Annotated in this window: 21 protein-coding genes; 6 read left to right on the plus strand and 15 right to left on the minus strand. The window is 60.9% G+C overall.

Translation table 11 applies throughout. The features are described from left to right. Positions 1 to 55: 55 nt before the first annotated feature. A complete protein-coding gene (locus F8N21_RS14920) occupies positions 56 to 1273 on the plus strand; it encodes an amino acid deaminase (RefSeq protein WP_150642866.1) in 1218 nt (405 codons plus the stop codon). A 379-nt stretch (positions 1274 to 1652) separates the two neighbouring features. On the opposite strand, the gene F8N21_RS14925 is transcribed toward F8N21_RS14920, so the two are convergent. From F8N21_RS14925 to F8N21_RS14990, 14 genes are all read right to left on the minus strand, one after another. Beyond that, positions 1653 to 1928, minus strand: a complete 276-nt coding sequence (locus tag F8N21_RS14925) for a peptidylprolyl isomerase (RefSeq protein ID WP_150642867.1) — start codon at positions 1926 to 1928, stop codon at positions 1653 to 1655. 56 nt (positions 1929 to 1984) lie between these two features. Next, entirely contained in the window at positions 1985 to 4522 is a 2538-nt protein-coding gene (locus F8N21_RS14930) for a PAS domain-containing protein (RefSeq protein ID WP_150642868.1), read from the minus strand. A 132-nt stretch (positions 4523 to 4654) separates the two neighbouring features. After that, positions 4655 to 6610, minus strand: coding sequence for an acetoacetate--CoA ligase (locus tag F8N21_RS14935; protein WP_150642869.1), 1956 nt, complete (start codon positions 6608 to 6610; stop codon positions 4655 to 4657). Positions 6611 to 6715: 105 nt separating this feature from the next. Then, positions 6716 to 7489, minus strand: a complete 774-nt coding sequence (locus F8N21_RS14940; protein ID WP_150642870.1) for a 3-hydroxybutyrate dehydrogenase — start codon at positions 7487 to 7489, stop codon at positions 6716 to 6718. Between the two features lie 7 nt (positions 7490 to 7496). After that, complete coding sequence (locus tag F8N21_RS14945) at positions 7497 to 8888, minus strand: GntP family permease (RefSeq protein WP_150642871.1); 1392 nt, start codon at positions 8886 to 8888, stop codon at positions 7497 to 7499. Positions 8889 to 9183: 295 nt separating this feature from the next. Next, entirely contained in the window at positions 9184 to 10599 is a 1416-nt protein-coding gene (locus F8N21_RS14950; RefSeq protein ID WP_150642872.1) for a sigma-54 interaction domain-containing protein, read from the minus strand. A gap of 18 nt (positions 10600 to 10617) precedes the next feature. Continuing rightward, on the minus strand, positions 10618 to 10857 hold the full coding sequence (locus F8N21_RS14955) for a hypothetical protein (protein WP_150642873.1): 240 nt from the start codon (positions 10855 to 10857) through the stop codon (positions 10618 to 10620). 42 nt (positions 10858 to 10899) lie between these two features. Continuing rightward, the gene (locus F8N21_RS14960) at positions 10900 to 12489 is read right to left on the minus strand and encodes an ABC transporter ATP-binding protein (RefSeq protein WP_150642874.1); all 1590 of its coding nucleotides are present in this window, start codon (positions 12487 to 12489) and stop codon (positions 10900 to 10902) included. Between the two features lie 14 nt (positions 12490 to 12503). Continuing rightward, entirely contained in the window at positions 12504 to 13526 is a 1023-nt protein-coding gene (locus F8N21_RS14965) for an ABC transporter permease (RefSeq protein ID WP_191624330.1), read from the minus strand. Continuing rightward, positions 13526 to 14584 carry a microcin C ABC transporter permease YejB gene (locus F8N21_RS14970; protein WP_150642876.1) on the minus strand — a complete coding sequence of 353 codons (1059 nt, stop codon included), beginning with the start codon at positions 14582 to 14584 and terminating at the stop codon, positions 13526 to 13528. Before F8N21_RS14970 ends, F8N21_RS14965 begins: the two co-directional genes overlap by 1 nt. Further along, on the minus strand, positions 14584 to 16452 hold the full coding sequence (locus F8N21_RS14975) for an extracellular solute-binding protein (protein WP_150642877.1): 1869 nt from the start codon (positions 16450 to 16452) through the stop codon (positions 14584 to 14586). Before F8N21_RS14975 ends, F8N21_RS14970 begins: the two co-directional genes overlap by 1 nt. A gap of 138 nt (positions 16453 to 16590) precedes the next feature. After that, entirely contained in the window at positions 16591 to 16872 is a 282-nt protein-coding gene (locus tag F8N21_RS14980) for a peptidylprolyl isomerase (protein WP_150642878.1), read from the minus strand. A gap of 128 nt (positions 16873 to 17000) precedes the next feature. After that, positions 17001 to 17882, minus strand: coding sequence for an esterase/lipase family protein (locus tag F8N21_RS14985; RefSeq protein ID WP_150642879.1), 882 nt, complete (start codon positions 17880 to 17882; stop codon positions 17001 to 17003). A 117-nt stretch (positions 17883 to 17999) separates the two neighbouring features. Continuing rightward, a complete protein-coding gene (locus F8N21_RS14990; RefSeq protein WP_150642880.1) occupies positions 18000 to 19073 on the minus strand; it encodes a 3-deoxy-7-phosphoheptulonate synthase in 1074 nt (357 codons plus the stop codon). Between the two features lie 644 nt (positions 19074 to 19717). Here F8N21_RS14990 and F8N21_RS30475 point away from each other — a divergent pair. Both F8N21_RS30475 and F8N21_RS14995 read left to right on the plus strand, forming a co-directional pair. Further along, a complete protein-coding gene (locus F8N21_RS30475) occupies positions 19718 to 19870 on the plus strand; it encodes a hypothetical protein (protein ID WP_191624331.1) in 153 nt (50 codons plus the stop codon). Beyond that, positions 19860 to 20300 carry a GNAT family N-acetyltransferase gene (locus F8N21_RS14995; protein WP_150642881.1) on the plus strand — a complete coding sequence of 147 codons (441 nt, stop codon included), beginning with the start codon at positions 19860 to 19862 and terminating at the stop codon, positions 20298 to 20300. Before F8N21_RS30475 ends, F8N21_RS14995 begins: the two co-directional genes overlap by 11 nt. A 104-nt stretch (positions 20301 to 20404) precedes the next feature. Here the strand turns inward: F8N21_RS14995 and F8N21_RS15000 are convergent, their stop codons facing one another. Further along, on the minus strand, positions 20405 to 20641 hold the full coding sequence (locus F8N21_RS15000; RefSeq protein WP_150642882.1) for a DNA-binding protein: 237 nt from the start codon (positions 20639 to 20641) through the stop codon (positions 20405 to 20407). A gap of 82 nt (positions 20642 to 20723) precedes the next feature. Between F8N21_RS15000 and F8N21_RS15005 the strand changes: the two genes are divergently transcribed. From F8N21_RS15005 to uvrC, 3 genes are all read left to right on the plus strand, one after another. Then, positions 20724 to 21089 carry a helix-turn-helix domain-containing protein gene (locus tag F8N21_RS15005; protein WP_150642883.1) on the plus strand — a complete coding sequence of 122 codons (366 nt, stop codon included), beginning with the start codon at positions 20724 to 20726 and terminating at the stop codon, positions 21087 to 21089. Positions 21090 to 21239: 150 nt separating this feature from the next. Continuing rightward, on the plus strand, positions 21240 to 21881 hold the full coding sequence (gene uvrY / locus F8N21_RS15010; RefSeq protein ID WP_191624332.1) for a UvrY/SirA/GacA family response regulator transcription factor: 642 nt from the start codon (positions 21240 to 21242) through the stop codon (positions 21879 to 21881). Positions 21882 to 21883: 2 nt separating this feature from the next. Further along, positions 21884 to 23707, plus strand: coding sequence for an excinuclease ABC subunit UvrC (gene uvrC, locus F8N21_RS15015; protein WP_150642885.1), 1824 nt, complete (start codon positions 21884 to 21886; stop codon positions 23705 to 23707). Positions 23708 to 23721 lie beyond the last annotated feature (14 nt).

A 23721-nucleotide genomic window follows, 5' to 3' on the forward strand; every position in this document is an offset into this window, starting at 1 on the left:
TGTTTGCATTGAATAACAGCGGCTGCTGGCGGCCGCGTTTGTAAGGAATCGGATCATGCCTTCTGCCTTGAATATCGCTGCCGTGGAAAAGGGCGCCGCCCAGCCCGGGGTCAACCTGTTGCGTGACGTCAGCCTGCCGGCGCTGGTGCTGCATCGGGACGCGCTGGAGCACAACATTCGCTGGATGCAGGACTTTGTCAGCAACAGCGGCGCGCAACTGGCGCCCCATGGCAAAACCAGCATGACCCCGGCGCTGTTTCGTCGTCAGTTGGCGCAAGGCGCCTGGGGCATCACCCTGGCCACGGCGGTGCAGACCCGTGCGGCCTACGCCCACGGCGTGCGTCGGGTATTAATGGCCAACCAGTTGGTCGGCGCGCCGAACATGGCGTTGATCGCAGAGTTGCTGGCGGATCCGTCCTTTGAATTCCATTGCATGGTCGATCACCCGGACAACGTCGCCGACCTCGGGGCTTTTTTCGCCGCGAGCGGAGTGCGCCTGAACGTGATGATCGAATACGGCGTGATCGGCGGCCGTTGCGGCTGCCGTAGCGAACAGCAAGTGCTGGATCTGGCGCAGGCGATCAAGGCGCAACCGGCGCTGGCCCTGACCGGCATCGAAGGTTATGAAGGGGTGATCCACGGTGATCAGGCCGAGAGCGGGATTCGCCAATTTGCCGACTCGTTGGTGCGTCTGGCGGTGGAGTTGCAGGACAGCGGCGCCTTCGCTATCGACAAGCCGATCATCACGGCGTCGGGTTCGGCCTGGTATGACCTGATCGCCGAATCCTTTGCAGCGCAGAACGCCAGCGGCCGCTTCCTCAGCGTGCTGCGCCCCGGCAGTTATGTGGCCCACGACCATGGCATCTACAAAGAGGCACAGTGCTGCGTGCTCGATCGGCGCAGCGACTTGCACGAAGGCCTGCGCCCGGCGCTGGAAGTCTGGGCCCATGTGCAGTCGTTGCCGGAACCGGGGTTCGCGGTGATTGCCCTGGGCAAGCGCGATGTCGCCTACGACGCCGGGTTGCCGGTGCCGCTGTTGCGTTACAAGGCCGGTGCACTGCCGGCCAAAGGTGATGATGTCAGTGCCTGCAAGGTGACGGCGGTGATGGACCAGCATGCGTTCATGACCGTGGCACCCGGTTGCGAGTTGCGCGTGGGTGATATCATCTCTTTCGGCACTTCCCATCCCTGCCTGACCTTCGACAAGTGGCGCACCGGGTGTCTGGTGGATGAGCAGTTGAATGTCATCGAAAGCATGGAGACCTGTTTCTAGGCTTGAGACCGAGGTGCGGCCATAGCGAGCAAGCCCGGGATGCTGGGTTCTGATCCGAAATCCACCCCTCACCCCAACCCTCCCGAAACGTCGGACCGCCCCAGGGGGGCGAGGGAGCAGATCGTGCGTTTCTGAAGATGTGCTGCGACCTGAAAACACTGGATTGAATCCATAGTCGACTCGGCCTCACAGGTCGCAGCAACTCGATAGACACTCGGGATCAGCTCCCTCTCCCCCCTGGGGCGGTCCGACGTTTCGGGAGGGTGGGGGTGAGGGGTGGTTCCTGAGCCTGGCCAACAATCGGAAGCGCTCCTAGCAGAAATGCGGCTTAACTGACCGGCATTGGGACTTGCCCGCGAATGCGGACTGAGACAAAAGCTCAATCCCGATAAAACACCTGCACCAGGTGATAGCCGAACTTGCTCTTGATCGGCCCATGCACGATCCGCAGCGGTTTCTTGAAGATCACTTGATCGATGGCGCCGACCATTTGCCCGGGCCGTACTTCGCCCAGGTCACCGCCGCGCTTGCCGGAGGGGCAGGTGGAGTACTTCTTGGCCAACACATCGAAGGCTTCGCCTTTGGCGATGCGCTGCTTGAGTTGTTCGGCTTCTTCGGCCGTTTTCACCAGGATATGGCGGGCTTGAGCTTTCATCGGGGCAGTTACCTTGAAGCGGTGGTGTCAGCGGGGCGCGGGATTATGCCCGAAACTCAGCTTTTCTGGCTGATCATCGTGCGAATCTTGTTGGCCAGCACGTCGATGGAAAACGGTTTGGCCACCATGTCCATGCCTTCCTCAAGGAATCCCTGGCGTTCGAGGGCCTTCTCGGCGTAACCGGTCATGAACAGTACTTTGAGGTCTGGACGATACTGGCGGGCGATTTCCGCCAGTTGGCGGCCATTCATGCCAGGCAGGCCGACGTCGGTCACCAGCAGGTCGACCCGCAGGTCGGACTCCAGCAGCGGCAGCGCGGTTTTCGCGTCTTCGGCTTCATGGGCGTGGTAACCCAGCTCGCCCAGCACATTGAGCACCAGCATCCGTACCGCCGGGTCGTCCTCTACCAACACCACGGTTTCACCGGCAATGGCTGGAGGAGTGTCCTGGGAGCTGACCAGCGGGAGTTTTTCCACGGGCGCGAGGTAAAGCCTGGGCAGATACAGGCGCACGCTAGTGCCCTGGCCCGGGAGGCTGGAAAGGCTGACGTGACCACCGGATTGCTGGGCAAAACCGTAGATCATCGACAAGCCCAAGCCGGTGCCCTGGCCTATGGGCTTGGTGGTGAAAAACGGGTCGAAGGCTTTGGCCAGTACCGAGGGAGTCATGCCGCTGCCATTGTCGGTGACGCCCATCATCACGTAGTCGCCGGCCTTGACCGGTTCCAGGGTGCTGATATCCGTACCGTCGAGATAACTGTTGGCCGTTTCGATCAGCAGTTCGCCGCCATTGGGCATGGCGTCGCGGGCGTTGATCACCAGGTTGAGCAGGGCGTTTTCCAGTTGGCTGACGTCGGTGCTGACCGGCCAGACTTCGGCGGCCAGCTGCAGTTTGAGGTTGATGTGCTCGCCCTTGGTGCGGCTGAACAGGTCTTCCAGCGAGTGCACCAACTGATTGGGGTCGATGGGTTTGCGGTCCAGCGATTGCCGGCGGGAGAACGCCAGCAGCCGATGGGTCAGGGCCGCGGCGCGGTGGGCAGAGGACACTGCCGCTTCGGTGAACCGGCCAATCTCGGCGCTGCGGCCATCGGCGATATAGCGCTGCATCAGGTCAAGGCTACCGATGATCCCGGTGAGCATATTGTTGAAGTCATGGGCGATGCCGCCAGTGAGTTGGCCCACGGCTTCCATTTTCTGCGCATGGCGCAGTGCCTCTTCGGCGCGCTCGCGTTCGAACATTTCGTTTTGCAGGCGCAGGTTGGTGTCGGCCAGTTCCCGGGTCCGGGCGGCGACGCGTTCTTCCAGGGTTTCGTTGAGGTTGCGCAGGGCAGCTTCGGTCTGTTTGCGCTCGGTTTCATCGATCACAAAGATGTAGAAACCATTGACCGCGCCGTCGGCACCGTGACGCGGCAGGTACTTCATCAGCGCATGGCGCGGCCGGCCGTCACGGTGGAAGGACTCAGCCTCGAAGCTGCAAGGGTGGCCGGCGAGGGCCGCGGCGATCTGCTCGGCGCGACTGGCGTAGAGTTCTTCGCCAATGACTTCACGGATGGTCTTGCCGTACAGCTCTTGCGGGGTCATGCCGTACCATTCAAGGTAGGCGGCGTTGTTCAGCCGAAAGCGTTCTTCGTTGTCGACATAACCGATCAGCACCGGCATGGCATTGATGATCAGCTGCAGCTCGGTCTGGCTTTGGCGCAAGGCTTGCTCCATCTGCTTGCGATCGGTCAGGTCCAGCGCGGCACCGCAGAAGCGAATCGGCCGGCCATGGTGATCCTTATAGCAGCGGCCACGGGCAAACACCCAGCGCAGTTGGCCGTCGGGCAGCAGCAGACGGTATTCCTCGGCATATTCAGTGCCATGAGCGACGCAGTATTTGATGCTGCGGGCGACCATGCCGCGGTCCTGCGGGTGTACGCCGCTCAGGTACTCGCTGATGGGCAGTTGCCCGGCCAGGGCCGGATCGACACCATGCAGTTGGGCAAAGTGTGCGTCGGCAATAAAGCGATCCTCGCTGATATCCCAGTCCCAGGTGCCCACCGAGTCGGTGGCCGAGAGGGCCAGTTGCAGACGCTCTTCGGACTCATGCTGAGCCTTGATACTGGCTTCGGAGCGTAGTTTGAGTTCCAGCGCGACCCGGCGGCGTTCGTTGGTTTCGATGGCTGTGACCAGAATCCCGGCGACCAGCCCTTGCTCGTCGCGGATCGGGCTGTAGGTCAGGTCCAGCCAGAGCTCGGACTCGCGGCCCAGGTGTTGCAGGTTGAAGCACTGTTCGCTGTAGGTGCGCACCTGGCCCTGCAGGACGGCGTTGTAGATGGGCGCGGTGAAGTTTTCGAGTTCCGGCCAGATCAGGTGCGTCGGTTGTCCGAAGGCCTGCGGATGTTTGTGGCCGGCAAGCAGGGCGAAACCGTCGTTGTAGATTTGCGTGAGGTGCGGACCCCACAACAGCAACATGGGCATCGGTGAATGAATCACGATATCCACGGCTGTGCGCAGGCTTTGCGGCCAGTTGCCGGGTTCGCCCAGCGGACTTTGCGTCCAGTCCAGCCGGGCAATCATTGCCTGGGCTTCACTGCCGGTGGGCGAATCATTCATCTGGGGATCCTGAGGGAAGGCTTGCTGGGCCCGTTGTAACTAAGACGCTTTCAGACTTTAGACGTTCAATACCTCAAAAAGTCGCATTCGTTAATTTTTACTATTCAAATGGGTGTTTCAGGGGGCCGTATTTTACACCTTCAACTCTTCGCGGTCGCGAAACTGTTCCAATGCCTGCGGATTGGCCAGAGCATCGGTATTTTTCACCACCTCTCCATGCACCACGTTCCTCACCGCCAGTTCGACAATCTTGCCGCTGATGGTGCGTGGGATATCGGTGACGGCGAGGATTTTTGCCGGTACATGCCGGGGCGTGGTGTTGTTGCGGATCACCTGGCGAATTTGTTCCTCGAGCGCTGCATCAAGTTCTACACCTTCACGCAGGCGCACAAACAGCACCACGCGCACGTCGTCCTGCCAGTTTTGGCCGATGGCGATGCTTTCCAGCACCTGCTCGATTTTCTCCACCTGGCGGTAGATTTCCGCGGTGCCGATGCGCACACCGCCCGGGTTGAGCACGGCATCCGAACGGCCATGGATCAGCAGGCTGCCATGGGGCAATTGTTCGGCATAGTCGCCCTGGGCCCACACACCGGGGAACTGGCTGAAGTACGAGGCGCGGAATTTTTCCTGCTGCGGGTCGTTCCAGAAGCCGATCGGGATGGCCGGGAAGTGCCGGGTGCAGACCAGCTCGCCTTTCTCGCCGACGACCGGCTGGCCGGCGTCGTTCCACACTTCAATGGCCATGCCCAGGCCTTTGCCCTGCATCTCGCCACGGCGCACCGGCAACAGGGGATTGCCGGCTGCAAAACACGAAACGATATCGGTGCCGCCGGACATCGAGGCCAGGCACAGATCGCTTTTGATCTCGCGGTAGACGTAGTCATAGCTTTGCGGCGACAGCGCCGAGCCGGTGGACAGAATGGTCTTGAGGCTGTCCAGTTGGTGGCTGCGGCGCGGTTGCACGCCAGCGCTTTCCAGGCTTGCGAGGTACTTGGGGCTGGTGCCGAACACGTTGATCTGTTCGCTGTCGATCAGGTCGATCAGCCGCGCCGGCCCCGGGTGAAACGGTGAGCCGTCGTAGAGCAGCACGCTGGCGCCGACCGCCAGCGCCGAAACCAGCCAGTTCCACATCATCCAGCCGCAGGTGGTGTAGTAGAACAGCAGATCGTCACGCCCCAGGTCGACATGCAGGCCATGTTCCTTGAGGTGTTGCAGCAGTACGCCACCGGTGCTGTGGACGATGCATTTCGGTACGCCGGTGGTACCGCTGGAGTAGAGGATGTACAGCGGATGATCGAAGGGTACGGAGACGAATTCGGGCTCGCCGCCGGCCTTATAGAAATCATTCCACAGCGCCACCTTGGCCGGGCTCTGGTAATCCTCGACGCGGGTCTGGGGGCGCGCATAGGGCACGATGATCAATTGCTCCAGGGAGGGCAGGCGCTGGAGAATCTCGTTGATTTTCGCCGTCTGGTCGATCGCTTTGCCGGCATAGCGATAGCCGGCGCAAGTGATCAGCACCTTGGGCTCGATCTGGCCAAAGCGGTCGATCACCCCTTGGGTGCCGAAATCCGGCGAGGAGCAGGACCAGATCGCCCCCAGGCTGGTGGTGGCGAGCATGGCGACCAGGGTTTGCCAGCTATTGGGCATGCAGGCGGCGACCCGGTCGCCAAGGCCGACACCGGCCGCTTGCAGACTCTTTTGCAGGCCGGCGACATGTTGGGCCAGGTCAGCGTAGGTCAGTTGTTCGCGCTGGCCGTTCTCGCGGATGGCAATCACCGCCGCAGACTTGTCACGGCGACGCAGCAGGTGTTCGGCAAAGTTCAGCGTGGCACCGGGAAACCATTGGGCGCCGGGCATCGTCGGGCCTTCGACCAGTACTGCGCTGGGAGGGGTGTGAAATTCGATGTCGAAGAAGTCGACGATGGCCTGCCAGAAGTCCTCGCGCCGCTCGATGCTCCATTGGTGCAGGGCGGGGTAGTCGGCGATGTCGAGGTCGTGACGGTGATTGATGAAGCGCCGGAAGGCCTCCATGTGGGTCTTGCTGATTCGCTCGGCGCTGGGTTGCCAGAGGATTTCGGACATAGAGGACCCTTTTCTTTTATTGTTTTATTACATGCACACAGATTGATGTGACTGGCGAGCTTTTGTGGCGAGTGGGCTTGCCCGCTCGCCACAGTGTATGGCGGCCTATTGAGCCAACCACCCACCATCGATATTCCACGCCGCGCCACGCACCTGGCTGCCGGCTTCGCTGCATAAAAATAGTACCAGTTCACCCAGCTGTGGAGGAGTGACGAACTCCCGCGAAGGCTGTTTCTCGGCCAGCAGATCATGTTGCGCCTGCTGCGGGTCGACGCCTGCGGCAATGCGCGCATCGATCTGCTTCTGCACCAGCGGGGTCAACACCCAGCCCGGGCAGATGGCGTTGCAGGTGATGTTGCTGGTGGCGGTTTCCAGGCCGACCACTTTGGTCAGGCCGATCACCCCATGCTTGGCGGCGACATACGCCGCCTTGCCCACCGAGCCGACCTGGCCGTGCACCGAGGCGATGTTGACGATCCGTCCCCAGCCTTTGGCGCGCATGCCTGGCAGGCTCAACCGGGTGCCATGGAACACCGAAGAGAGGTTGATGGCGATAATCGAGTCCCAGCGCTCCAGCGGAAAGTCTTCCACGGGGGCCACATGCTGGATGCCGGCGTTGTTCACCAGAATGTCGACGCCGCCGAACTCGCGCTCGGCATAGGCGATCATCTCGGCGATCTGTGCCGGGTCGCTGACATCGGCCGGGTGATGGCCGACCTTGCCACCGAATTGTGAAACCTCGGCGATGACTGCGCAAGCATCACCGAAGCCATTGAGGACCAGATTGGCGCCAGCCTTGGCCAGGCTCAGGGCGATGCCCAGGCCGATGCCGCTGGTGGAGCCGGTGACGAGTGCGGTTTTGCCGGAAAGATTAGTCATAAGTTCCTCACACAATGCCGGTGGCGTAGAAGGTGCTGATCACCACGAAGACCGCGAGGGTCTTGATGATGGTGATACCGAAGATATCTTTGTAGGCTTCGCGGTGGGTCAGGCCGGTGACGGCCAGCAGGGTGATCACCGCGCCGTTGTGCGGCAGGGTGTCCATGCCGCCACTGGCCATGGCCGCGACCCGGTGCAGGACTTCCAGCGGAATATTCGCCGCATTGGCCGCCGCGATAAAGCTGTTGGACATCGCCGCCAGGGCGATGCTCATGCCGCCCGAGGCCGAGCCGGTGATCCCTGCCAGCAGGGTCACGGTGATGGCTTCATTGACCAGCGGGTTGGGAATGCTCTTGAGCCAGTCGGCCAGCACCAGGAAGCCCGGCAGCGAGGCGATCACCGCACCGAAGCCGTATTCCGATGCGGTGTTCATTGCCGCCAGCAGCGCGCCGCTGACCGCGCTTCTGCTGCCTTCGGCGAGTCTGCCGCGGATTGCCTGGAAGCCGAACACCAGCACCATGATGATGCCCACCAGCAGCGCCGCCTGGACCGCCCAGATCGCGGTGAGCTTGGCGATTTCGGTTTGCACCGGCACGGTCATGCCCGGCAGGCTGAGGCTGTGGGTCTTGCCGTACCAGAGCGGAATCCAGTGGGTGAACAGCAGGTTCATCACCCCAACCAGCAGCAGCGGCGAGAGGGCGATCCAGGGGTTGGGCAGCTTGATGTCCGCGGCGGTTTCCGGCTCGTTGCGCAGCTCCGTGCCGTAGCCTTCGCCCGAGCGCTGGGCCTTGTTGCGCTGGCGTTGCAGATAGAGCATGCCGGCACAGAACACGAAGATCGCGCCGATCAGGCCGAGCCATGGGGCGGCCCAGGCGGTGGTGTTGAAAAAGGTGCTGGGGATGATGTTCTGGATCTGCGGAGTGCCGGGCAGGGCGTCCATGGTGAAGGAAAACGCACCCAGGGCGATGGTCGCCGGGATCAGGCGCTTGGGAATATTGCTCTGGCGGAACATTTCCGCGGCAAACGGATACACCGCGAACACCACTACGAACAGCGATACGCCGCCGTAGGTCAGCAGGGCGCAGACCAGCACGATCACCAGCATCGCCTGGCGAGTGCCAAGCAAACGAATGGCGGCGGCGACGATCGAGCGCGAGAAGCCGGACAGCTCAATCAGCTTGCCGAACACCGCACCAAGCAGGAACACCGGGAAATACAGTTTGATGAAGCCGACCATTTTCTCCATGAACACCCCGGTGAAAGCCGGAGCGACAGCGGAAGGGTCGGTGAGCAATACCGCGCCGAGGGCGGCAATCGGGGCGAAGAGGATAACGCTGTAGCCACGGTAAGCGGCGAGCATCAGCAGCGAAAGCGCTGCTAAAGCGATGATCACACTCATGGTGTGTCTCCTGGATTGTTATTTTTGTAGAGGTGAAGATTTGGTGGCTGTGGATATAGCCAGTTTCGTGCCAGTACACTAACTATTTGAAATGTATGGATATTTTTCTTTTTTGTGGTGCGGGAAAGTAAATCTGTCTCTTTGTGGAGACGCGGGGCGCCGGAAAAGATCGCAGCCTGCGGCAGCTCCTACGGGTTTCCGGTCGCGTGCCATTGGCGTAGGAGCTGCCGCAGGCTGCGATCTTTTGATCTTCAGCAATCTAAAACGCCATCTCTATTATGAGATTTATGTCTCTTTATTGAGACTCTGCAATCCCCAACGCCACCATCTTCTTGTACAACGTCGACCGCCCCAACCCCAATCGCGCCGCAGCCGCTATAACCTTCCCACCACATTGCGCGAGGGCCGTTTCAATCAACTGCCGATCAAACCGTTCCCGCGCCGCGCTGAAGCTTTCGCTCACCGTAGGCTCCAGCACCGAAGACGCAAGGCGCTCCACCGGACTGAAAGTCCCAATCGCCGCGCGGATATCCGCCGCATTCAACATCAAGTCATCGCTGAGAAGCGCCGCGCGCTCCAGCACATTGCGCAGTTCACGGATGTTGCCCGGCCAGGCATGCTGGCCGAGCAGCGCCAGGGCCTGGCTGTCGAGTTCATGCTGGCTGCGCAGTTCTTCAAGGATGGCTTCGCTCAACGCTGGCAGATCGTCGAGTCTTTCGCGCAACGGCGGTACCTGAATCGGCAAGACGTTGAGGCGGTAATACAGGTCGGCCCGGAACTCGCCGCGTTTGATCGCGGCCTGCAGGTCAGTGGAGGTGGCGGCAATCACCCGCACATCGCTCTGGATCACTTCGTTGGAGCCCACCGGTTCGAACTCTTTCTCTTGCAGCACCCGTAGCAACTTGCTTTGCAGCGGCAGCGGCATGTCGCCGATTTCGTCGAGAAACAGCGTGCCGCCCTGGGCGATCTGCAATTTACCGCTGCGACCCTTGCGGTCCGCGCCGGTGAAGGCACCGGGGGCGGTACCGAAGAATTCCGCTTCCAGCAGGGTTTCCGGAATTGCCGCGCTGTTGATGCTGACAAAGGCTTTGTGCGCCCGCGGCGAGGCGCCATGGATCGCCTGGGCCAGCAATTCCTTGCCGGTGCCGGTTTCACCCAGCAGCAGTACCGGCGAGTCGGCGCTGGCGCTGCGTCGGGCCCGGCGTTTGACTTCCAGGCTGGCGGCGCTGGTGCCGATAAAGTGCGCGAAATTGTATTTGGTCTGCCGCGCCCGCAGCAGGGAGCGGGTCGAAGCCAGCTCCTCCTGCATGCTCATGTAGCGCTTGAGCATCGGCGACAGGCTGCGCAGTTCATCGAACAGAGCAAAACCGATGGCGCCGATGACCATGCCGGCATCGTCATGGATCGGCAGGCGCATCACCACCAGCGGCTCTTTCGGGGTGTCCTGCATGTCCAGCAGAATCGGCCGGCCGGTGCGCACCACCTCGCGCAGCAGGCTGCCGGGGATCACGCTTTCACAGGGCTTGCCGATGGCCACCTCGGCCGATTCGAGACCGAAGCGTTTGGCGTAGCGTTCGTTCATCCAGACGATATTGGCATCGCGGTCGACGATCACCGTGCCTTCGCTGGATTGCTCGATGATCTCGAACAACGAGCGGATCGCCAGCAGGCGCACACGCTGGTAATCCTTGAGACTTTCGGTGTCGTTCATGGGCGGTCCCAACAAAGGTTACTTTTTCCGGGCGCCGGCCTCGGCCGCCAGACACTCCAGGGCGAACTGTTCGGGATAGGTCATCTGGATCAGGGTGGTTTCGCCTTTGACGGTGCGCGAACCTTCGAGGATGTAGCGAATGCGTTTGTCGGTGACGCCGATGCGCTTGGCGATCCAGGTCGGGGTCTGGCCGATGCGCGAGATCAGTTTGTCGGCGTAGTCGGTGGAGGGGTTATAGAGTTCAGCATTAGGGCTCATGGGTGACGTCCGGATAAGAAATGGGCTGCAATAGGCCCAAGGTTACAGGGTCGGCGGCGTATGCGGGAGCGCGGCGGCCAGGAGTTCTTTGGTATAGGGGTGCCGCGGTGCGTCGAACACCTGATGGCTGGCGCCGCTTTCTACCACTTTACCGTCCTTGATCACGATCATGTCGTGGGCCAGGGCGCGGATCACCGCCAGGTCATGGCTGATGAACAGGTAGGTCAGGCCGTGTTTTTCCTGGAGCTGACGGAGCAGGGCGACCACCTGCTTTTGCACCGTGCGATCCAGTGCCGAGGTCGGTTCGTCCAGCAGAATCAGCGCCGGCTTGAGCACCAGCGCCCGGGCGATGGCGATGCGCTGGCGCTGGCCGCCGGAAAATTCATGGGGGTAGCGATGGCGGCTTTGCGGGTCGAGACCGACTTCTTCGAGCACCCGAATTACCTGGGCTTCGCATTCGGCAGCGGTCGACTGGCTGTGAACTTCCAGGCCTTCGCTGATGATCTGCGCCACCGACATCCGTGGGCTGAGGCTGCCGAACGGGTCCTGGAATACCACCTGCATTTGCTTGCGCCATGGCCGCAGTTGCTTCTGGGTCAGGCCGTCGAGGGCCTGGCCCTGAAAGCGGATGCTGCCTTCGGAGTCGAGCAGGCGCAGGATCGCCTGGCCGAGGGTGGACTTGCCGGAACCGGACTCGCCGACGATGCCCAGGGTCTTGCCGCGCTGCAGACTGAGGCTGATGCCATCGACCGCGCGCAGATAAGTCTTGCGTTGGAACAACCCGCCGCTCAGCGGGAATACCACGCTGAGGTCGTCGACCTGCAACACCGCTTCACGCTCATCCCGCGGCAGGGCCTCACCTTCCGGCTCGGCGTTGAGCAGTACGCAGCTATAGGGGTGTTTCGGCTGAGTGAAGAGCGTCTCGGAGTCCGCCTGCTCGACGATTTGCCCTTCGCGCATCACGCAGACCCGTTGCGCGATGCTGCGCACCAGATTGAGGTCGTGGCTGATCAGCAGCAACGACATGCCCAGACGCTGTTGCAAGGATTTGAGCAGCAGCAGGATCTTGCGCTGCACCGTCACATCCAGCGCGGTGGTCGGTTCGTCGGCGATCAGCAGTTCCGGTTCGCAGGCCAGGGCCATGGCGATCATCACCCGTTGCCGCTGGCCGCCGGAGAGCTGATGAGGGTAGGCCTTGAGCCGCTCCTGGGGTTTGCGAATGCCCACCAGTTCGAGCAACTCGATGATGCGTTTTTGGGCGGCCTTGCCACCCAGGCCCTTGTGCAGCAGCAGGGTTTCGCCGATCTGCTTTTCGACGCTGTGCAGCGGATTGAGGGAGGTCATCGGCTCCTGGAAAATCATCGCGATGCGATCGCCGCGCAGCTTTCGCAGCACGCCGGGATCGGCGCCCAGCAGTTCCTGGCCGCGATAGCGAATGCTGCCGCTGGAGTCTGTACCCGTTTGCGGCAGCAGTTGCAGGATCGAGTGGGCGGTCACCGATTTGCCCGAGCCCGATTCGCCCACCAGCGCCAGGCATTCTCCGCGACGGATATCCAGGCACAGGTCGCGCACCACCTTCTGGCCGTTGAAGGCCACGCTGAGGTCGCGGATTTCGATCAGGTTGTCACTCATATCTTGGGGTCCACTCATGATCGCGGATCAAAGGCGTCGCGCAACGCCTCGCCGATAAACACCAGCAACGAAAGAATCAGCGCCAGGGTGAAAAACGCCGTCAGGCCCAACCAGGGCGCTTGCAGGTTCTGTTTGCCCTGGCCGATCAGTTCGCCCAGCGAGGCGCTGCCGGCGGGCATGCCGAAGCCGAGGAAGTCCAGGGCGGTGAGGGTGGAAATCGCCCCGGTAAGAATGAACGGCAAGTAACTCAACGTAGCGTTCATCGCATTGGGCAGGATGTGCCGCACGATCACCTTGCGGTCGGTCAGGCCCAGAGCCCGGGCAGCCTTGACGTATTCCAGGTTGCGCCCACGCAGGAACTCGGCGCGCACCACGTCCACCAGCGCCAACCAGGAAAACAGCGCCATGATCCCCAGCAGCCACCAGAAATTCGGTTCGACAAAGCCCGAGAGGATGATCAGCAGGTACAGCACCGGCAGCCCTGACCAGACTTCCAGCAGCCGCTGGCCGAGCAGATCGACCCAGCCACCGTAGTAACCCTGCAGGGCGCCGGCGGCGATGCCGATCAACGCGCTGATAAACGTCAGCGCCAGGGCAAACAGGATCGACACCCGGGCGCCGAAAATCACCCGCGCCATGACGTCGCGGGCCTGATCATCGGTGCCGAGCCAGTTCACCTTCGACGGCGGGCTGGGGGCGGGTTGGGTGAGCTCGTAGTTGGGGGTATCGTCATTGAACGGAATCGGCGGGAACAGCATCCAGCCGCCACCCTGGCGGATAAGCTGCTGCACATAATCGCTGCGGTAATCGGCCTGGAACGGCAGCTGGCCGCCGAACTCCTGCTCGGTGTAGCGCTTGAATACCGGGAAATACAGCGAATCCTGATAGCTGAGCACCAGCGGTTTGTCATTGGCGATCAATTCACCGCCCAGGGTCAGGGTGAACAGGCCGATAAACAGCCACAGCGACCACCAGCCACGGCGGTTTTTCTTGAAACGCTCGAAGCGCCGACGGCCCAGGGGCGAGAGTCTGAACATCAGGCGTTCCTCGCGGCAAAGTCGATACGCGGGTCGACCAGGGTGTAGCAGAGGTCGCCGATGAGTTTTATCAGCAGGCCGAACAGGGTGAAGATAAACAGCGAGCCGAATACCACCGGGTAATCCCGCGAGACCGCTGCTTCGTAACTCATGCGGCCCAGGCCGTCGAGGGAGAAGATCACTTCGATCAACAAGGAGCCGGCGAAAAACACACTGATGAACGCCTGGGGAATCCCCGAGACCACCAGCAGCATCGCATTGCGAAACACATGGCCATAGAGCACTCGCCGCTCGCTCAGGCCTTTGGCGCGGGCGGTGACCACGTACTGCCGGGTGATTTCATTGAGGAACGAGTTCTTGGTGAGAATGGTCAGCGTGGCGAAGCCGCCGATCACCAACGAGGTGACGGGCAGTACCAGGTGCCAGAAGTAATCGGCGATTTTGCCGAGGGTCGACAGCTGTTCGAAATTGTCCGAGACCAGGCCGCGCACCGGGAACCAATTCAGCGAGGTGCCGCCAGCGAACACCACGATCAGGAACATGGCGAACAGAAACGCCGGCATGGCATAGCCGACGATAATCGCGGTACTGCTCCAGATGTCGAAATGGCTGCCGTGATGCACCGCTTTGCGAATGCCCAGGGGGATCGACACCAGGTAGGTGATGAGCGTCGCCCAGAGCCCGAGGGAGATGGTCACCGGCATCTTGTCGAGTATCAGGTCGGTGACCGTCGCACCGCGAAAGAAGCTCTTGCCGAAGTCCAGCCGGGCATAGCTCTTGAGCATCAGCCACAGCCGTTCCGGTGCCGGTTTGTCGAAGCCGTACTGCTTTTCGATGTCCTTGATCAGCTTCGGGTCGAGGCCGCGACTGGCCCGCGAGCCATGGTTCATGGACTCACTGGAACCACCGATCCCCGCGCCGCCGATCCCTTGCAGGTGAGCGATGGCCTGTTCCACCGGGCCGCCTGGCGCCGCCTGGACAATGACGAAGTTGACCAGCAGGATCATCAGCAGGGTCGGGATGATCAATAGCAAGCGCCGCAGTATGTAAGCCAGCATCAATGCGGCCCTCCGGGTTTGCCGCGGCGAATGCGCTCGGCGGCCATTTGTTCGTTGGTCAAGGGAATGCTGCTGGTTTCCCACCAGGTTTCGATGGCTTCGTCATTGCTGGCTTGCACCGCGGGCCTGCCGAAACGGTTCCACCACACGGTGGAGGTTCCCGGTGGGTAGTAGTTGGGAATCCAGTAGTAGTTCCACTGCAGCACCCGGTCCAGGGCATGGGCGTAACGCAGCATCTGCGGCTGAGTAGTGGCTTTGACCAGGCCGCTGATCAAACTGTCGACCGCCGGATTCTTCAGGGCCATGTAGTTATTGGAACCGGGGTCATTGGCCGAGGCCGAGCCAAAGTAGTTGTACAGCTCCATGCCCGGTGAAGTGGTGACCGGGTAGCCGGTGACGATCATGTCGTAGTCCCGGGCCATCAGCCGGTTCACATACTGCGAGGAGTCGATGCGCCGAATGTTCAGGGTGATGCCGATCTGCGCCAGGGTGCGCTTGTAAGGCAGCAGCAGGCGGTCAATGCCGCTTTGAGTGTTGAGGAAGGTGAAACTCAGGGGTTCGCCCGCGGCATTGACCAGCTGATCACCGTCCGGTTTCCAGCCGGCCTTTTCGAGCAGGGCCAGTGCCTGCAACTGTTTGTCGCGGATCAGGCCGCTGCCATCGGTCTTCGGCGCTTCGAATACCTGGGTGAAGACTTCATCGGGAATCTGTCCGCGCAACGGCTCGAGGATTGCCAGCTCGCCCGCATCGGGAAGGGCCCGGGCCGCCAGTGCGGTATTGGAGAAGTAGCTCTGCTGGCGGATATACATGTCACGCATCATCTGCCGGTTGCTCCACTCGAAGTCCCAGAGCATCGCCAGCGCCTGGCGCACTCGGCGATCCTGGAACATCGGGTTTTGCAGATTGAACACAAAGCCCTGGGAGGGTTGCGGTGCCTCTTTGGCCAGATGGGCTTTCTGCAGGCGGCCATCGCTCAGGGCCGGGCCTTCGTAACCGATGGAGAAGCCGGTGGCCGAGAATTCCCGGTTGTAGTCGTAGGCACCACCGCGCAGCACCTGGCGCGCGACGTCGGTGTCGCCGAAGTACTCGATGCTGAATAGATCGAAGTTGTAGAGCCCGCGGCTGACGGGCAAGTCCTTGCCCCACCAGTCGGCGTTGCGGGCAAAGGTGATGCTGCGGCCGGAGTCGACCTTGCTGACTCGATACGGACCGCTGCCCAGCGGCGCTTCGTAGCCGCCACCATTGGCAAAGTCGCGGGTTTTCCACCAGTGCTCGGGAAGCACCGGCAAGGTCGCGATGTCCAGTGGCAGGGTGCGGTTTTCATTGCTCTTGAAGTCGAACCGGATGGTGCGCGGCGACTCCACTTCGACGCCTTTGACGTCGGCAAACTGGGTGCGATAACGCAGGCTGCCCTGGGTCATCAGCAAATCGTAGGTGTAGCGCACATCCTCGGCGGTGATCGGCGTGCCGTCGGCGAAACGGGCTTTGGGGTTCAGATAGAAACGCAGCGACAAACCGTCGTCGGCCCGCTCCATCTTTTGCGCGACCAGGCCGTACACCGTGTAGGGCTCATCCAGTGAGCGCTGGGCCAGCGGCGAATAGATCAAGCCATCGAGCTGGGAAACGCCGATACCCTTGTCGATATAGGGCAATACATGGTCGAAATGGCCGATCTCGATGGCCGAACGGCGCATGCTGCCACCCTTGGGGGCCAGTGGATTGGCATAGGCAAAGTGACTGAAGCCGGCGGGGTATCTGGCGGGTTCGCCATACACCGTCAACGCATGTTGCGGTGCGGCATTCGCAGCCGTGGCGCCCAGTAACAGGGTCAGGACGGTGAGCATCAGTAAGGGGAAAGCCAGTCGCATTGTCAGCCTTAGAAGCCGGGTGATCGATGAAGATAATTTGTACGCTACCGGCGTGTCCCTCGCCAGTCACAATTGCGTCACTGAAATGCAACGGCCCACCAGAAGGCGGGCCGTTGTTTAAACAAAATCGCGGATTGATCAGTCCTGACGGCTGGTCACTTCCAGCAGGTGATAACCGAACTGGGTCTTGACCGGGCCTTGCACGGTGTTGATCGGTGCGCTGAAGACCACGGCGTCGAATTCCTTGACCATCTGGCCCGGGCCGAAGGAACCGAGATCGCCACCCTGGCGGCTGGACGGGCAGGTGGAGTTGGCTTTGGCGACTTCAGCGAAGTCGGCGCCGGCTTCGATTTGGGCTTTCAGTTCGTTGCACTTGTCTTCAGAGGCAACCAGGATGTGACGGGCAGTGGCTTTGGCCATGGGAAATACTCCATTCAACTTGCATTAAAGTGTTGAGCCTACCGGATTCTGTGGGCTATTTCTCGGCAAAGTTCCCTGGCAGTGCCTGCTTTCGGTGCGCCCTGGTCACGGCAGCGCTCGGCACGGGGTCACAACCCAAGGTTTTTCAGGCGTTCGGCGTGCTGGACATAGAGCTCGACCGGGTCGACCTCTTGGCGCGCCAGGCCGGCCGGTTGATTGATGGTTTCCATATGGTCCAGCGGGTAGTCGGAGCGAATGACCGTGCCCAGGTGTGAGCTGTAGCGGCCGACCAAGCCGTCATTGGCGTCAGGTTCGGTGTTGAAGTGCTCGGAAAAAGCCCGGCATGCGCGGTGAAGTGGGTCGAGCAGCTTCGGCTCTTTACCGAGAGGGTTGTCGGTGAGGATGCCGCTCCAGGAGAAATAGCGCACGCCGTTGACCAGCTCGTTGCCGCTGTCACCCCAGGTTTTCGGCAGGCCTTGCGGATACTTGTGGTTGAAGGCGGCTACGCCTTCGGTGGTCAGGGCGTTGAGTGCTGCTATCGCATTATGTGGAGGCTGCGGGGTGCTGCTGAACAAGGTCAGAAACTCGGCAAACCGGGTTATCAAGGAGGCGGCCACATACTCGGGCAATCGACCGGGGGTCAATGCCTTGCGCAGGTGGTCGGCGAGTTCGGAGCCATGATTGGGGCCGCTGACCGAGGTCACCGACGCGACCGTTTTCGGTTGCTTCGCCCCCGCATAACGTGCGGCCAGCGCGCCCTGGCTATGGCCGATCAGATTGACCTTGGGGGCGCCGGTTTCGAGCAGTACCCGATCGATTTGCGCGAGTAACTGTTCGCCGCGCAGTTCGTTGCTGTTAACCGCGGACAGGTAAGGGACGAATACTCTCGCGCCAGCGTGTCGCAGGGCAGGCTTGATGCCGTGGAAGAGTTCGAGCTTGCCGATGCGCTCGAAGCCGAACAGTCCGTGTACCAGGAGAATGGGATAGTGAGTCTCTGCATTCCGTTGCATGGTCGTTCCTTTCTTCAATGAAGGGGGGCGGATTTCCCTCCTCACTCTAGTGCAGGCGGCCAAGACCAATGGGTGGGAAAAAGCCGCTGTGTTCTGGAGAAAATGGAATAGAAATGGTCAGGTTATGGCTCCACGCAACCGCCAGGCTGCCTGGCGCAAGAGCTCCTCGGTGGACTCCCAGCCCAGGCAACCATCGGTGACGGACACCCCATAACGCAGGCTCTTGCCCAGCGACTGGCAGCCTTCGAACAGGTGGCTCTCAAGCATCATGCCGATCAGCGAACGGTCGCCTTGCACGCGTTGCTCGAGCACATCGGCGAACACCGCCGGTTGGCGTGACGGGTCTTTGCCACTGTTGGCGTGGCTGCAATCGACCATGATCCGCGTCGGGATCGCCAGTTTTTTCAGGTCGCCGTGCACCTGGCTGACGCTTTGGCGGTCGTAGTTCGGCCCGCGATGGCCGCCGCGCAGTACCAGGTGGGTGTCCGGATTGCCCGTCGTCTGGATGAGCGCCGGATGCCCCTGGCTGTCGACCCCGAAATGACGATGGGGGTGGGCCGCCGAGCGCATGGCGTCACAGGCGATGGCGACGCCGCCATCGGTGCCGTTCTTGAAACCGACCGGCATGCTCAGGCCGCTGGCCATTTCCCGGTGGATCTGCGACTCGGTGGTGCGTGCACCGATGGCGACCCAGCTCAACAGGTCATCGAAGTAGCTCGCGGCCATTGGCTGCAGTAATTCGGTGGCAATCGGCAAACCCAGGCGCAGCATTTCGCGCATCAGCTCGCGGGACAAGGTCAAACCGCCGGCCATGTCATCGCTGCCATCGAGCTGCGGATCGTAGGCCAGGCCTTTCCAGCCGATGGTGGTGCGGGGCTTTTCGACGTAGGCGCGCATCACCAGCAGCATTTGATCGCTGACCTCGGTCGCCAGGCGCGCGAGGTTGCCGGCGTATTCGAGTGCCGATTGCGGGTCATGGAGAGAGCAGGGGCCGACGATTACCAGCAAACGAGAGTCTTCACCGTTGAGGATGGCGCGCACCGCTTGACGATGGGTGGCGACTTGCTGGGTCAGGGCCGTGTTGAGCGGCAATTGCTGCTTGAGCGCCAGTGAGCTCGGCAGACGCAAGGTCAGCGCTTCATTGGCAGAGGGCAGGGTGGACAGCGGCAGAGCGGAGACGGACGAGTTCATATTCGGGCTTCCTGGGCTGGCGGCGGGTTCGTTCCCGCGCGCTCGGCCCTACTGGGGTGTTCGACAATTGGCCGGATTGGCTACGTGTGTGTGCTTGCCACCTGTGGGTGACCGATCGGAGGCGGCAGGCTGTCCCGAGCGGAGGCTGGTAAATCGCCAGGTGGTGCAGGTGTCATAGCGGTAATAGGTGGCGTAAGTCATGGGGTGATTCCTCGATTCGTTATGGAGTGACGCTGAAAATCCATGGGGCTGAAAAATAGGGCGCTGAAAAAACAAAACCCCCGATCGGGAAGCCGACCGGGGGTTGAGTATTCTCAAGTGGCGACCCGTAGAAGTGGGCGCCGTGTGGGTATCAGGCGCGCCAGTGGCTAAACCAATACCCAAAATAAAAGCTGACCGGAGCACACGCCTGGCTCACTCGCGCAGCCGCAACCGAGCGCGGGGCGCTGGCGGTATGACGAGGCAGTGAGAGGGTAGGCAGCATGCTGTTTCTCCGATGAATGCGCCGAGCTTACTCGAGGCGAGCGTCGGGGTTCAATCAGAAATTGCTATAGACCCTTGAGTCGATCTCTATGGCTTAAGCGGTCTGATGCTTTGTGCCACACTTGATGTGTTTCAAGACGACCTGTTAACCGGGATGCAACATGACCACAATGACCATCGCGGCCCCTCACTCGCTCTCCATCCCGGATGACCCGGTCCCGCAGCCGCAGCCCCTGCGCGACATTGCCCGGGAACCCGGGGTGACCCCGGTGTTGGCTGTCGCGCCCATCGGCAAGTGCAGTGATGGACTTTGAGTTACGTCCCGCTTCGTCGGCAGACCTGCGCTTCGCCCGGGAGCTGACCCACGAAACGATGCGGCGCTATTACATTCGCTACGATCTGCGCTGGCACGACGAAGCCTTTGATGTGGCGTGGGCTGGTCGCCAGAACTGGCTGATTTGCCGGGGCGAATCAGTGCTGGGGTTTCTCAGTCTGAGTCGCGATGAACAGGCTTTGTATATCCGCGAACTGCATGTGATCGAGGCCAGTCGTGGCCAGGGAGCTGGAAGCTGGGCGATCGAGCAGACGTTTTCGATGGCCAGCCACGAGCGGCGACCTGCGCTGCGGCTTACCGTATTCAAAGGCAATCCGGCACAGCAGCTTTATGAGCGGATGGGCTTGCTGGTGGTCGGCGACGACGATTGCTTTCTGCAAATGGAGCGACTGTGCTGCGTTGAGCCTTAGCCGTTGAGGTAGAGCGGTTTATGTCCGCTATACTGATAACGCCTGATGTATCGCGTAAGACGGCATTTCGAGTAAATCGAGTACTACTGGCGCATACTGATACTTCAAGCCTGACCCTGCTCCTGACCCTGCTGCTCTGTGTCCGCCAGGATGACACCATCTTTCATGCCCAACAGGACCGCCACCTTGTGGGCCTCTCCACGCCGTCCCTTCTTTCGCCCAGCGAGCACTTGATAAGTGGTGGCCGGATCAACGCCGTGCTCGCGAGCAAATTGTTGAACGGATTTTCCTTGATGTTCCAGCCAAGCCTTGGCTTGTGCGGCAGTGCGAATACCGGGCATAGTTCAAAACCGTTCAAAAGTGTTCAATGGGCAGCAGGTGTGGCACCTCAAGGGGTGCAATTAAATAGGATCATACATCCAAATGAGTGGAATCGGTTCGCGGTTAAGGCAGGAAAGAGAGCGACTTGGGTTGTCGCAGAAAATTTTTGGCGAAATCGGAGGCGTTGAAGCTAACGCGCAAGGCAAATATGAAAATGGCGGACGCGCGCCTAAGGCAGACTATTTGTCCAGAGTGGCAGAGCGAGGCGTGGATGTCTTGTTTGTATTGACGGGGAACCGAACCCCGACGCTGATCGAGAATCTCAGCCAGATGGAAGAAAAGGTTCTGGGTTGCTATCGGGCGCTGTTCAAGGAGGATCAGGATGCAATTCGCCGATTGACCATTACCCTGGCGGAGTTTTCCGTGGCCCATGGTTTGAAGCGCAAGACCGAGCCGACGGACTCCTGACCGATCGATCAGGCGGGTGGCCTGCGACTGTCGCTTGGCTGGCGCCCCTAGTCAGTTGATATTCTTTATATAACGCTTGCAGCTAGGTCTGTCCGCCGGTTTTTGCTAAGGTGTCCGGCAACCCATATGACCATATCGCGAGGTGTCTGCTTGATTAGGGTGCTAGTGGTCGACGATCATGATCTGGTTCGTACAGGCATTACCCGAATGCTGTCTGATATAGATGGATTGCAAGTGGTCGGCCAGGCCGAGTCGGGGGAGGAATCCTTGATCAAGGCCCGGGAATTGAAGCCCGATGTGGTCCTGATGGACGTCAAGATGCCCGGGATCGGCGGTCTCGAAGCCACCCGTAAAATGCTGCGCAGTCACCCGGAAATCAAGGTTGTCGCTGTTACGGTATGTGAAGAAGATCCGTTTCCCACACGCCTGTTGCAGGCAGGTGCCGCAGGTTATCTGACCAAAGGTGCGGCCTTGTCGGAAATGGTTCAGGCGATTCGCCTGGTGTTTGCAGGGCAGCGCTACATCAGCCCGCAAATTGCCCAGCAACTGGCGATCAAGTCTTTTCAGCCGACCAGCGATACGCCGTTCGATGCGCTGTCGGAGCGGGAAATCCAGATCGCGTTGATGATTGTCGGCTGTCAGAAAGTCCAGATTATTTCCGACAAGCTGTGCCTGTCGCCGAAAACCGTGAATACCTACCGTTACCGCATTTTCGAGAAGCTCTCGATCAGCAGCGATGTCGAGTTGACGTTGTTGGCGGTCCGCCACGGCATGGTTGATGCCAGTCTCTGAAAATGACCGACCTGTTTGATCCAAGTGCATTTCTCGCCACCTGCAGTGGGCACCCTGGTGTGTATCGCATGTTCGACCGCGATGCGCGCCTGCTCTACGTCGGTAAAGCGAAAAACCTGAAAAAACGCCTGGCGAGTTATTTTCGCAAGACTGGCCTGGCGCCGAAAACTGCCGCGCTGGTCGGGCATATCACGCAGATCGAAACGACGATCACCGCCAATGAAACCGAGGCGTTATTACTTGAGCAGACGCTGATCAAGGAGTGGCGTCCGCCTTACAACATCCTGCTGCGCGACGATAAATCCTACCCCTACGTCTTTCTTTCGGATGCTGAATTTCCGCGCTTGAGCATCCATCGCGGGGCGAAAAAGCAGAAGGGCAAATACTTCGGGCCTTATCCGAGCGCGGGGGCGATTCGCGAGAGCCTGAGCCTGTTGCAGAAGACCTTCCTGGTTCGCCAGTGCGAGGACAGTTACTTCAAGAACCGCACGCGGCCCTGTCTGCAATACCAGATCAAACGCTGCAAGGCGCCCTGTGTCGGGCTGGTCGAACCTCAGGTGTATGCCGAAGACGTGCGCCATTCGGTGATGTTCCTCGAAGGCCGCAGCAATGCCCTGACTGACGAACTGTCCAGTGGCATGGAGCAGGCCGCGAGCACCCTGGACTTCGAGCGCGCCGCCGAACTGCGTGACCAGATCTCCCTGCTGCGTCGGGTTCAGGACCAGCAGAGCATGGAGGGCGGTACCGGCGACGTTGATGTGGTCGCGGCGTTCATCAACCCTGGCGGTGCCTGCGTGCACCTGATCAGCGTGCGGGGCGGGCGGGTCCTCGGTAGCAAGAACTTCTTTCCGCAAGTCGGTATTGAAGAGGAGGTGGCCGAGGTCATGGCGGCATTCCTCGGTCAGTACTACATCAGCAGCCCGGAACGGGACCTGCCGAGCGAACTGATCGTCAACGTCGTCCATGAAGACTTCCCGGTGATCATCGCCGCCATCGAAGAGCTGCGTGGCCGCGAGCTGAGCATCAGCCACCGGGTTCGCGGGACTCGCGCGCGCTGGCAGCAACTGGCGGTGACCAATGCCGAGCAGGCGCTGGGCGCGCGTTTAGCCAACCGCCAGCATGTGGCCGCACGGTTCGAAGCGCTGGCTGAGGTGCTGAACCTGGATGAGCCGCCACAACGCCTCGAGTGTTATGACATCAGCCACTCCAGTGGCGAGGCGACGGTGGCCTCCTGCGTGGTCTTTGGACCTGAAGGGCCGCTCAAGTCCGACTATCGTCGCTACAATATCGAAGGCGTGACCCCGGGCGATGATTACGCGGCGATGCATCAGGCCCTGACTCGACGGTTCAGCAAGCTCAAGGACGGCGAGGGCAAGTTGCCAGACATTCTTCTGGTGGACGGCGGTAAAGGTCAGCTGTCCATGGCCCGTGACGTGCTCAATGAACTGGCGGTGCCCGACCTGATTTTGCTCGGTGTCGCCAAAGGGGCCACACGCAAGGCCGGGTTCGAAACCCTTTACCTGAATGACGCCGCCCATGAATTCACCTTGCGCGGCGACTCCCCGGCCTTGCATCTGATCCAGCAGATACGCGATGAGGCGCATCGTTTTGCCATTACCGGGCACCGCGCGCGACGCGGCAAAACCCGGCGTACCTCAACCCTGGAAGGGGTCGCAGGGGTTGGCCCGAAACGCCGCCGCGAACTGCTCAAACATTTTGGTGGATTACAGGAGCTGTCTCGTGCCAGCATCGAAGAGATCGCCAAAGCACCGGGGATCAGTAAAAAGCTCGCGGAGTTGATTTATGCAAACCTGCACAGCGAGTAGAATGCCCGACTCAC

The organism is Pseudomonas fluorescens (assembly GCF_902497895.1).
Taxonomy (GTDB): Bacteria; Pseudomonadota; Gammaproteobacteria; order Pseudomonadales; family Pseudomonadaceae; genus Aquipseudomonas; species Aquipseudomonas fluorescens_BP.